Origin of the sequence: Sporosarcina quadrami, assembly GCF_014836615.1 — a bacterium.
GTDB lineage: Bacteria > Bacillota > Bacilli > Bacillales_A > Planococcaceae > Sporosarcina > Sporosarcina quadrami.
In genome coordinates, this window is record NZ_JACSQN010000001.1 from 263842 (window position 1) to 275947 (window position 12106).

General features: G+C 42.2%; 11 protein-coding genes. 10 read left to right on the forward strand and 1 reads right to left on the reverse strand.

Annotation, left to right across the window (positions count from 1 at the left end):
• Positions 1–10 precede the first annotated feature (10 nt).
• The 5 genes from H9649_RS01355 (at position 11) to H9649_RS01375 (ending at position 7016) form a co-directional block, all read left to right on the forward strand.
• Positions 11–1330 carry a dihydrolipoamide acetyltransferase family protein gene (locus tag H9649_RS01355; protein ID WP_191692847.1) on the forward strand — a complete coding sequence of 440 codons (1320 nt, stop codon included), beginning with the start codon at positions 11–13 and terminating at the stop codon, positions 1328–1330.
• Between the two features lie 247 nt (positions 1331–1577).
• Positions 1578–3251: a methylmalonyl-CoA mutase family protein gene (locus tag H9649_RS01360; RefSeq protein ID WP_191692848.1), complete on the forward strand. Its 1674-nt coding sequence runs from the start codon at positions 1578–1580 to the stop codon at positions 3249–3251.
• Entirely contained in the window at positions 3248–5401 is a 2154-nt protein-coding gene (gene scpA / locus H9649_RS01365; RefSeq protein WP_191692849.1) for a methylmalonyl-CoA mutase, read from the forward strand. The genes H9649_RS01360 and scpA overlap by 4 nt, the downstream gene beginning before the upstream one ends.
• Before the next feature lie 41 nt (positions 5402–5442).
• Positions 5443–6495: a methylmalonyl Co-A mutase-associated GTPase MeaB gene (gene meaB, locus H9649_RS01370; RefSeq protein WP_191692975.1), complete on the forward strand. Its 1053-nt coding sequence runs from the start codon at positions 5443–5445 to the stop codon at positions 6493–6495.
• An 80-nt stretch (positions 6496–6575) separates the two neighbouring features.
• On the forward strand, positions 6576–7016 hold the full coding sequence (locus tag H9649_RS01375) for a BrxA/BrxB family bacilliredoxin (RefSeq protein WP_191692850.1): 441 nt from the start codon (positions 6576–6578) through the stop codon (positions 7014–7016).
• A gap of 35 nt (positions 7017–7051) precedes the next feature.
• Here H9649_RS01375 and prli42 read toward each other — a convergent pair whose 3' ends face one another.
• Positions 7052–7150 carry a stressosome-associated protein Prli42 gene (prli42, locus tag H9649_RS01380; protein WP_191692851.1) on the reverse strand — a complete coding sequence of 33 codons (99 nt, stop codon included), beginning with the start codon at positions 7148–7150 and terminating at the stop codon, positions 7052–7054.
• Between the two features lie 114 nt (positions 7151–7264).
• Here prli42 and mce point away from each other — a divergent pair, with 114 nt between their 5' ends.
• Genes mce through H9649_RS01405 form a run of 5 tightly spaced genes read left to right on the forward strand, consistent with a single transcriptional unit; the run spans position 7265 to position 12100 of the window.
• Positions 7265–7666, forward strand: a complete 402-nt coding sequence (gene mce, locus H9649_RS01385) for a methylmalonyl-CoA epimerase (RefSeq protein ID WP_191692852.1) — start codon at positions 7265–7267, stop codon at positions 7664–7666.
• 5 nt (positions 7667–7671) lie between these two features.
• Positions 7672–9219 carry an acyl-CoA carboxylase subunit beta gene (locus tag H9649_RS01390; RefSeq protein WP_191692853.1) on the forward strand — a complete coding sequence of 516 codons (1548 nt, stop codon included), beginning with the start codon at positions 7672–7674 and terminating at the stop codon, positions 9217–9219.
• Positions 9220–9247: 28 nt separating this feature from the next.
• Complete coding sequence (locus H9649_RS01395; protein ID WP_191692854.1) at positions 9248–10375, forward strand: M20/M25/M40 family metallo-hydrolase; 1128 nt, start codon at positions 9248–9250, stop codon at positions 10373–10375.
• A gap of 3 nt (positions 10376–10378) precedes the next feature.
• Positions 10379–10855 (forward strand): chemotaxis protein CheW, encoded by a 477-nt coding sequence (locus H9649_RS01400; RefSeq protein ID WP_191692855.1) that lies wholly within the window; start codon positions 10379–10381, stop codon positions 10853–10855.
• 54 nt (positions 10856–10909) lie between these two features.
• The gene (locus tag H9649_RS01405) at positions 10910–12100 is read left to right on the forward strand and encodes a DNA polymerase IV (RefSeq protein ID WP_191692856.1); all 1191 of its coding nucleotides are present in this window, start codon (positions 10910–10912) and stop codon (positions 12098–12100) included.
• The last annotated feature ends 6 nt before the right edge of the window (positions 12101–12106 follow it).

A 12106-nucleotide genomic window follows, 5' to 3' on the forward strand; every position in this document is an offset into this window, starting at 1 on the left:
GGAATTTTAATTGGCTATTGAAAATATTGAAATGCCTAAACTAGGCGAAAGTGTGACAGAAGGCACAATCGAAAAATGGCTTGTAAAGCCTGGCGATACGGTCAATAAGTATGACCCGCTTGCAGAAGTCAATACGGACAAAGTAACTGCTGAAATTCCCTCTTCATTTGCGGGAATCATTAAAGAAATTATTGTGCAAGAAGGCGAAACAGTTGAAGTTGGCATTGTCGTTTGTACAATCGAGACTGAAGGTGGTAATGAAGCTACACCTACAACTGCTGAACAGCCTGTAGCAGCTCCTGCAAAAGAAGATCCTGGTAATAAAATGCCTGCAGCAGGCTCGCAAAAGCCCGCATCGCCGATGAAAAAAGGTGCTGGAGCATCCCGTTATTCTCCTGCAGTTATGAGACTTGCACAAGAATATGATATCGATCTTTCACTAGTTGAAGGATCAGGAAAAGAAGGGCGAATCACTCGTAAAGACATTCAATCTATTATTGATAGCGGAAATATCCCGACAGCTGCACCGGTAGAAACTGCTAAAGCTTCTGAAACTCAAATGCAATCTCCACCGGCTGCACAACCAGCTACGAAGCCAGCAGCACCTACACCGATTCCGACAGCTGCAGGAGATATTGAAATCCCTGTAACTGGTGTGAGAAAAGCCATTGCTACGAACATGTTACGCTCCAAACACGAAGTGCCTCATGCTTGGACAATGATCGAAGTTGACGTTACGAACTTAGTTCAATACCGCGATTCACTGAAAAAGGATTTCAAACAGAAGGAAGGATTCAATCTTACATACTTCGCGTTCTTCGTGAAGGCTGTTTCCCAAGCATTGAAAGAATTCCCGATGATGAACTCCATGTGGGCGGGCGATAAAATTATACAGAAGAAAGATATTAATATTTCCATCGCAGTTGCTACGGACGATGCATTGTATGTACCGGTCATTAAGCATGCGGATGAGAAAACGATTAAAGGTATCGGCAGAGATATTAATGAACTAGCTTCAAAAGTCCGTTCTGGCAAATTGAAGTCCGATGAAATGCAAGGCGGTACATTTACTGTGAACAATACTGGATCATTTGGTTCCATCCAGTCAATGGGGATCATCAACTATCCGCAAGCTGCGATTTTGCAAGTCGAATCGATCGTCAAGCGTCCTGTCATCATGGATGGCGGAATGATCGCAGCACGTGATATGGTTAACTTGTGTCTATCACTCGATCACCGTGTATTGGACGGTCTTGTTGCTGGGAATTTCCTTGCGCGCGTTAAGGAAATTCTTGAAAATATTACTGCAGATAATACATCCATCTATTGATAATCAAAAAAAGCTGTCTCTCTTAGTGGGAGACAGCTTTTTTGCCAATGATTATTTTCTTGCTATAGTCTGACTTTAAAACGGTCAGTATGTCGGGTACACTAATAGATAAAGAGAAATTAACTTTTTAAATGCAAATTAGCAGTCTACTAATTTCATGAAATACATAACTTTTGGTTTGAGTTAGATACGGCTCGGCTTAATTGACAGAGCAACGCCACTCCAAAGAACGGAAGGAGCAAGTGTTATGAAGATAGAGAACATGAAACAAACGACTTTTGACAAAGCGGATTACGCACAATGGAAAACCCTTGCTATTGATTCGCTAAAAGGTAAACCATACGAGCGATTAATGACGAAAACATTGGAAGGTATCAATATACAACCGTTATATAGCGAAAAAACTAATGCATACCATACTTCTACAATCCGACAGATGATAGGGAAACGAGGTTGGACCATTGCTCAACAGACAATTGCGGAAAGTGCTAGTATTTTTCTTGAACAATTACAAACTTCATTTGAACGGGGCAATGAAGCAATTGTCTATGACGGAACAGTACAGTTCAACTGGAGTGAGGATGAGCTCGCAAAACTATCTGGAATGCTAATAGACTATCCTGTATATATGTTCAATATTGACGAGAAAGATGCGATATTAAAGGCATTTGACTGCGTAGATAAAGAATTGCGAGAACAGGTTGTCGGAATGATAGATGCGACAAGCTGGACAGCACCGGATGGATATAACCATTTACGGACAAAAGGCGTCGATATGTGGGACCTCCATCACGCTGGAGCAGATGCAGTTACAGAACTCGCGGTTGCTTTAGCATTAGCTTCTAAACTGTCAGCCGGTTCGCATTCATTCCCAAGTTTCTCGTCTGACTTTTTTGTCCGGTTTGCTATCGATACGCATTTTTTCATGGAAATCGCAAAATTACGGGCATTCCGTTTGTTATGGACTGCATTTGCAAGAGCTTTTGACATAGAGAAAGCTCCAATAATTCCAATTGCTGCAGTTACATCGATCCGTTCTTATTCCAAGCTTGATCCTTATGTTAATTTGCTTAGAGGCGGCAATGAAACCTTCGCTGCAATCCTTGGTGGGGCAGATATTATTACGACCGAGCCACATGACATATTAACAGGACCTAGTGCTAGCTCTATTCGTTACAGCAGAAATATACAGCTCGTTCTAAAAGAGGAGACGCATATTGATAAAGTGCTTGATCCTGCAGGAGGCTCGTATTTCATTGAAGAGCTAACTGAGGAACTCGTTCATAAAGCATGGTCACTTTTTTTGAACATTGAAGCAAATGGCGGAGTGGATCTTTTCAAAATGGAAGATCACCTTCTCAAGCTAGCTACAGAACGAAATGATGAGCTCGCTACTGGTAAAAAATCACTTATTGGTACAAATACGTATGCACAACTGATCGATACGGAGTTGAATGATTGGAAAGGTATAAAAAAAGTAAAACGACCAGCAGAGATGTTCGAACATGTACGGGAGAAATCTGCTAACAGCCAACCAAAAACAGTTGTCCTGACATTTGGACAACTAAAAGACTTCAAACCACGAATGGATTTTGTAACAGGTTTCTTAGCAACAGGAGGCATTCATTCCCAAATAAGTGCCGCTTATACAACAGTTGAAGAAGCAATAGAGTGGCTTCAGACGGAAAAACCAGATTATGTGGTCGTTTGCGCGAATGATGACTTGACGAAAGTCGTCATGGGACCACTTCTTGATCAGCTTCCATCTGGAATAGTGATCGACGTAGCAGGTAAGCTGGATCAGACTACCGAGCAGGCATGGAAAGAGAAAGGCTTGGCTGGGATGATATACAACGGTCAAGACAAAATCGCTAAACTGCAAAGCATCCAAGAGTTAGGTAAAGGAGGTCAGCAAAAATGAAAAAACCTGATTTCACAAAAGTCGACATGAGTAAATTAACATCCTCTTTAAAAACGACTACAGGAGAAAAACCATTTCTAACAAACGAAGGAATTGAAATCAAATCCAGTTATTCTTATGAAGACGTTAAAGACCTCGGACATTTAAATGACCTTCCTGGAATAGCTCCAAATACGAGAGGTCCTTATCCAACGATGTACGTTGCCAGACCATGGACGGTCCGTCAGTACGCAGGGTTTTCAACAGCTGAAGAGAGTAACGCTTTTTATCGACGGAACTTGGCAATGGGGCAGAAAGGCCTTTCTGTGGCTTTTGACTTAGCAACTCATCGAGGCTACGACTCTGATCATCCACGTGTAACAGGGGATGTCGGTAAAGCGGGCGTTGCAATTGATTCTGTTGAAGATATGAAAATCCTTTTTGATGGGATCCCTTTAGACCAAATGTCAGTTTCGATGACAATGAACGGGGCTGTATTGCCTGTCATGGCTTTTTACATCGTAGCTGCTGAAGAACAGGGTGTTACAACTGACAAGCTCGCAGGCACAATACAGAACGATATATTGAAGGAATATATGGTGCGGAATACATATATCTTCCCGCCTGACATGTCCATGCGTATCATCGCTGATATCTTTGAATATACATCCACAAAAATGCCGAAATTCAACTCGATTTCCATATCGGGCTATCATATGCAAGAAGCTGGTGCCACTGCTGATATCGAACTTGCTTATACACTTGCAGATGGACTTGAGTATGTACGGACGGGTTTACGTGCTGGCATAGACATCGATTTATTTGCTCCGCGTCTATCCTTCTTCTGGGCAATCGGCATGAATTACTTTATGGAAATTGCTAAGATGCGCGCTGCCCGTAAGATTTGGGCGCATATGATGAAGACGTTCTCTCCAAAGAACCCTAAATCACTCGCTTTACGTACCCATTCTCAGACGTCTGGATGGAGTCTGACAGAACAGGATCCATACAATAACGTAACCCGAACACTAGTAGAAGCGAATGCAGCTGCAATGGGTCATACGCAATCACTCCATACCAATGCGCTTGACGAAGCAATCGCTTTACCGACAGATTTCTCGGCAAGGATTGCGAGGAATACACAATTGTTCCTTCAAGAAGAGACGTTCATGACAAAAACGATCGATCCTTGGGGCGGCTCATACTATGTTGAGAAGCTTACGGATGAATTGATGGAGAAAGCATGGGAATTGATTGAAGAGATCGAGGAACTGGGTGGCATGGCAAAAGCCATTGAAACTGGCCTGCCTAAAATGAAAATTGAAGAGGCGGCGGCAAAACGTCAGGCGAAAATAGATTCTCGCGCAGAAACGATTGTCGGAGTCAATAAATACCGTCTAGACAAAGAGGAGCCTATCGATATTTTAGATATTGATAATACCCTTGTCAGGCAAAAGCAGATTGAACGTATCAATAAGATGAAAAATAGTCGTGATGACGAAGCTGTACGAACAGCTCTTGATGCAATTACTGAAGCTGCGCGTAGCGGAAGCGACAATTTGCTTGAACTGTCAGTGGACGCCGCGAGAGCACGTGCTACAATCGGTGAAATTTCAGATGCCATTGAAAAAGTTTCTGGCAGGCATAAAGCAGTCATCCGCTCTGTTAGCGGCGTTTACAGTTCAAACTTTTCAAATGCGGAAGAAATTGATGAAGTAAAACAGATGGCAGAGGAATTCATGGAAAATGAAGGCCGTCGTCCACGAATTCTCATTGCAAAAATGGGGCAGGACGGACATGACCGTGGAGCAAAAGTTATCGCGTCGTCATTTGCGGATTTAGGATTTGATGTCGATATCGGTCCATTGTTCCAAACTCCTGAAGAAACCGCACTACAAGCTGCTGAGAACGATGTTCACGTAGTCGGAGTGAGTTCTCTCGCTGCGGGACATAAAACCCTTGTACCGACGTTACGAGATGAACTGGCCAAAATCGGCAGGCAAGATATTTTAATTGTTGTAGGTGGTGTAATACCCGCCCAAGACTACGACTTTTTAAGGAAAAATGGAGCTACGGCGATCTTTGGACCTGGTACCGTCATACCAGTCGCAGCGCAGAAAGTTATTGAAGACATCTATCGCGCGCTCGGTTACGAGGAAGTGATTGAGTGAGTGAAAAAGACCGTGATGTGCAAGACAGTGCATTGAATGTGATGGGTGGTATTGAATCCCGACATGACGGTATGGTTTCTTCAGTTAGAAAGAAGTTTGTGAAAACGAAAAAAGTGATTGCTGTTGATGAGCTTTACGAAGAAATTATCGGTGGTTCAAGACTCCATCTCTCTAAAGGCATTACATTACTTGAAAGTATGCGCCCGACTGATAAAATTGCGGGGCAGGAATTGCTTAGAAGACTGCTACCGAAAACAGGGAACAGTATACGTATTGGAATTACAGGCGTTCCGGGAGCTGGAAAAAGCACGTTCATTGAAGCGTTCGGACTTCGTTTGGCAGAACAGGGACATAAAGTTGCTGTCCTTGCAATCGATCCGAGTTCAACGGTGACTGGCGGCAGTATTTTAGGTGATAAAACACGGATGGAGGTGCTAGCAAGGCACCAAAGAGCTTTCATCAGACCGTCCCCGTCATCGGGAACTCTTGGTGGTGTTCATAAAAAAACGAGGGAGACGATGCTTCTATGTGAGGCGGCAGGATACGACATTATCCTTGTCGAAACGGTAGGCGTCGGACAGAGTGAAACCGTCGTTAGGGGCATGGTAGATTTCTTCATGCTGCTCGTCCTTACTGGCGCGGGTGACGAACTGCAAGGGATGAAAAAAGGAATTATGGAATTGGCTGATTCAATCATTGTTCATAAAGCGGATGGCGACAATTTGAAACTCGCGAAAAAAACGGTGAGAGAGTACAAACAACTATTGCATTTCTTGCAGCCAGCAACTCCTGGTTGGATGTCAAATTCGATACCTGTCTCTTCATTACAAAACACAGGTTTTGAAGAGGTGTGGGAAACAATTAATGTCTTCAAAGAAAAGATGGAATCGAATGGTATTTGGCACGGACGCCGACAAGCCCAAACGAAAGATTGGTTCCACTCAATGATTCGTGACAGGCTCATAGACAATTTCTTCTCAGAACAAGGGATGAAAGAACAAGTAGCTGATTTAGAAAAACAGTTGCTGACCGGGGAAGCAACTGTGGCAAGTGCTGTAGATAGAATTCTTCCTGCAAGAGGGCATACTGACTAAGTTGCAGTTGAACTCGCTTTTTTGCATGTAATCCATGCAACTGATATGATAAACACATATAGTGAAAGGGGATAAATACAATGACTATGGATTTTAATTTTTATATGGATGATATTACAAAAGTGGCTAGAAATGAGATGGAGGCATGTGGCTACGAACAGCTGAAAACACCGGATGAGATTGAAGCAGCCTTCAATCGTCCTGGAACGACACTCGTTATGGTCAATTCAGTATGTGGATGTGCGGGTGGTATTGCTCGTCCAGCAGCAGCTCATGCCGTTCATTATGATAAGCGTCCTGACCATTTGGTTACAGTGTTTGCTGGACAAGACAAAGAAGCTACTGCTTATGCACGGATGATTTTCGGTGAAGACCATTTACCTTCATCACCATCGTTTGCACTATTAAAAGATGGAAAACTGGTAGCGGAAGTCGGGCGTTATGAAATTGAAGGACATGACCCGATGTCTGTTGTAACAAATCTTCAAAGTCACTTCGAAGAATATTGCGAAGAAGTATAATGAAAAAACAGTCCAATCGCTGGACTGTTTTTTGTTTATCCTAATAACGCACTAAGTCCAATCATTACACTGGACACAACCATTGCTGCGATCATTAAATAGACTACCGTTTTTTGTACTTTCTTATTGCTCATCGGACAGGTCCCCTTACCGTTGTAGTTATTTCTATTTTAACAGATATACAGGAATTCTCAACATGTAGCACAATTAATTAGAAAACGTTACAATAGATAGAGGGAGGCGTCTGTATGAAAAAAGTCGATCATATCGGTATTGCTGTTAAAGATATTGAAAGCGCACTGCCATATTACATAGAAACACTGAGTTTGACATTGCTTGGGATTGAAGAAGTCGAAAGTCAAAAAGTGAAAGTCGCTTTCATCGATGCAGGAAATATTAAACTCGAACTACTTGAACCGACTAACGAAGATAGCCCGGTTGCCAAATTCATCGAAAAACGTGGTGAAGGAATCCATCATGTTGCTTTTGGAGTAACAGATATTCGTTCTAGAATGGCGGAATTGAAAGAGAAGGGTGTCCGATTATTGCAAGACGAGCCAAAGCCTGGTGCAGGTGGGGCGCAAGTGGCATTCATGCATCCGAAATCTTCATATGGTGTACTGTACGAACTATGTGACAAAGGGGAGTAAGGTAAATGGATATTTACGATAAAATTAATGAACTATACGATAAAAAGAGAGAAATCGAGCTTGGTGGCGGCGATGAAAGAATTGCCAAGCAGCATGATAAAGGCAAATTGACTGCCCGTGAACGAATTAATCTGTTAGTGGACGAGGGTTCGTTTGTCGAGTTGAATCCATTTGTTGTCCACCGAACACGTGATTTTGGAATGGATAAACAAGTGGGGCCAGGTGACGGAGTTGTTACAGGATATGGTAAAATAGAAGGTCGTCCCATTTACTTATTTTCGCAGGATTTCACTGTCTTCGGCGGTGCGTTAGGGGAAATGCATGCAATGAAAATTGCGAATGTCATGGATCTTGCTGCTAAAAACGGAGCGCCATTTATCGGACTGAATGATTCGGGTGGTGCGCGTATTCAAGAAGGTGTTGTATCACTGGATGGGTATGGAGAAATTTTCTATCGCAATGCGATTTATTCAGGTGTCATCCCACAGATTTCTGTCATTTTAGGACCTTGTGCAGGTGGAGCAGTCTATTCGCCTGCGATTACAGATTTTGTTTTCATGACAGATGAAACGAGTCAAATGTTCATTACGGGTCCTAAAGTAATTGAGACAGTGACAGGCGAGAAGATTTCATCAGAAGATCTTGGTGGTTCAAAAGTACATAATTCAATCAGTGGAAATGCGCACTTCCGGGGGAAAGATGAGAAAACTGTTCTTCAGCAAGTGAGACATCTACTGTCTTATCTTCCTCAGAATAATGACGAAAAAGCACCGATTATTGCAACCGAAATGGAAGATGATTACCGCAGTGATCTTACTGATGTCGTTCCATATGAGACTATTAGACCTTATGATGTCCGAAAGGTCGTTGAACAAATCGTTGACAAAGATTCTTTCATGGAAGTCCAAGCAGAATTTGCTAGAAATGCTGTTGTTGGATTCGCACGTATGAAAGGTGAATCTGTCGGTTTGATTTGTAATCAGCCGAAAGTTATGGCTGGCGGGTTGGATATCGATTCTTCAGATAAAATCGCACGATTCATCCGTACTTGTGATTCATTTAACATTCCGTTAATCACATTTGAAGATGTTACTGGGTTTTTCCCTGGCGTCAAACAGGAACACGGCGGAATTATCCGTCATGGTGCAAAGATTTTATACGCTTATTCAGAAGCGACAGTGCCAAAAATAACGGTTATTCTCCGCAAGGCTTTCGGTGGTGCGTATGTTGCATTGAACTCCAAAGCGATTGGAGCGGATGTTGTTTACGCATGGCCAAATGCAGAAATTGCTGTTATGGGAGCTGAAGGTGCAGCGAATATTATCTTTGCTAGAGAAATTGAGAACAGTGAGAAGCCAGAAGTTACTCGTTCCGAAAAAATCGAAGAGTATCGTACGAAATTTGCAAATCCATATGTTGCTGCTTCACACGGAATGGTTGATGATGTCATCGATCCACGTGAGACGCGTATTAAATTGCTTCAATCACTTGAAATGATGCGCAACAAACAAGAAACGAGACCACGAAAAAAACACGGAAATATTCCGTTGTAATAAAACGCAAACAAAGGGGAGCTACGTAATGAATTCACAGCGCTTATTAGATGAGTTTTTCGAATTAGTACAAATTGACTCAGAAACAAAACATGAAGACGGTATTGTGTCCATTCTGAAAGAAAAAATGGAAAAGCTCGGCTTCACTGTTGTGGAAGATGATTCAAAAAAAGTAACCGGTCATGGTGCAGGCAATCTTATTGCATCTATAAAAAGGACAGTTGAACATGCAGATCCTATTTACTTTACTTGTCATATGGATACAGTTGTTCCAGGCCGAGGCATAAAACCGGTTCTAAAAGAAGACGGTTATATTTATTCAGATGGAACGACGATCCTTGGAGCAGACGACAAAGCGGGTATTGCAGCACTATTTGAAATGGCAAAAGTTCTCAAAGAAGAAAATATTGCTCACGGAGATATTCAGTTCATCATTACTGCTGGAGAAGAAAGTGGCCTTGTTGGCGCGAAAGCGATGGATGCATCTCTGTTAAAAGCAAAATACGGATATGCAGTCGATAGTGACGGGAAAGTCGGCGGAATCGTGACAGCAGCGCCATATCAGGCGAAGCTATGGACAACAATCCATGGAAAGACAGCTCACGCAGGTGTTGCGCCTGAAAAAGGCGTTTCAGCTATCAATATCGCAGCGAAGTGCATTTCTGCAATGTCGCTTGGTAGAATTGATACGGAAACGACGGCAAACATTGGCCGTTTTGAAGGTGGCCAGGCGACGAATATTGTTTGTGATGAAGTGAAGATTTTGGCAGAAGCGCGGTCCATAAATCCAGACAAGTTAGATAAGCAAACAACACATATGATTGAAACATACGAAAAAACTGCAAAAGCTATGGGTGGATCAGCAGAAACAGAACTACAACTGATGTATCCCGGATTCAGTTTCAATGAAGACGCTGAAGTCGTTCAGACAGCTATGACTGCTATCCGTAATATAGGTAGAAACCCTGAATTGATGACGAGTGGTGGAGGAAGCGACGGGAATGTCTTTAACGGACATGGAGTACCGACTGTCACGCTTTCCGTAGGGTATGAGGAAATACATACAAAAAACGAGCGTATGCCAAGAGAAGAACTGGATAAGCTGACTGAACTGTTAATTGAAATCGTTCGGGTAACAGCATCGAAAGGAGCATGACAGATGAGTGATATGAAGGCGGTTATTGTACAATGTGGTGAAGAAGAGTATGCGTTGCCTGTAGAATCAGTCATTACAATTGAGAAATTGGAACATGTTAATCCAATTCCCCACCTTCCCGAATATATGTTAGGACTAATGAAAAATAGGGGAGAGCTCGTTCCGATTCTGGATTTCCAGCAGATTTTATATGGGAATTCTGCAAAAAATAATGAAAACGCGCGAGTTGTCATCTTAAAAACGGAAAGTCTGCATATCGGATTACTCGTTCTTGATGCAAAAGAAATCATTGATATTCCTGAAAGTAAACTAACTTCTAGTGGCTTGATGGCCTATTCAAGAACGCCCTATTTTACAACGATAGCCAATCTTGAAACTCGGATGATCACTGTGGTAGACCCTGAAATTCTCTCCAAAACTCTTGCGGGTATGGATGAGATTGGTGAGTATGTTTCTTCACAACAACTGCAAGAAAAGTAAACCGAATGATTGATATTATCCGTGCAAATCATTAAAGCCATGGAGGAGATTCTCATGACAAACGACCAACGTAAGCCGGTAAAAGTCATCCTTCATCTGGATATGAACAGTTTTTTCGCTTCTGTTGAGCAATCCTATAATCCGGCATTAAAAGGAATACCGATGGCTGTTGCAGGGAATCCGAAAGAGAGAAGAGGAATTCTTGTCACTTGTTCATATGAAGCGAGGGCTTTAGGGATTTACACGACGATGTCTGTCGGTGAGGCGAAACGAATTTGTTCAGACATTGTAATTGTTCCACCGGATTTCGAAAAATACCGTATTGCTTCCAATGCGGTATTTTCGATTTTGCGGACGTATACTGATCTTGTCGAGCCTGTTTCAATAGATGAAGCTTATATTGACATAACACATATAGGCGGACTTACAAATGCGGTACAGATTGCCACTAATATGCAACAACGAATTCTCCATGAATTGGACTTACAATGTTCAATTGGAATTGCCCCTAATAAGTTTCTCGCAAAAACCGCTTCAGATATGAAAAAACCGATGGGAATTACAATTTTGCGGAAAAGACAAGTTCCTAATTTGCTTTGGCCACTTCCGGTAATTGAAATGCATGGCATTGGACAAAGTACTGAAAAACGTCTTCATGAAATAGGCATTTCAACAATCGGAGAACTTGCAAATGCTGAAGAATTAATTGTTAAAGCTAAGTTGGGTAAAAATGGACTTAGACTGCGAAATAGGGCAAATGGAATTGATGACCGACCAGTAGATCCTGAAGCTGCAGATGAACGCAAAAGTGTTGGAAGTTCGACTACGTTAGCAATTGATGAGACGGAGCTTGAGCCATGTCTTAAGATTTTCCGATTTCTAGCGAAGAAAGTAGCAAAGCGACTTCATGATAAAGGACTGGCAGGTCAAGTTGTCATGATTCAAATTAGAACGGCGGACTGGCATAATTTAACGAGAAGCAGAACGGTAATGAACGCTGTCTATAAAGAAGATGATATTTATAAAGAAGCGATTAGTCTGTTTAAACTTCATTGGAAAGGGGAGCCGATACGCCTATTAGGTATTACTGTATCGAATGTCTTCCCAATACATGAATTATATGAGCAGTTGTCTTTTGATAATTTTGAGAAGTATGCTAAAGAAGAAAAAATGGATTTACTCGTTTCGGAACTTGAGAAAAAATTCGGTCCTCATGCTGTGAAGAGAGGTCTTAATGAAAGGTAGGCACAT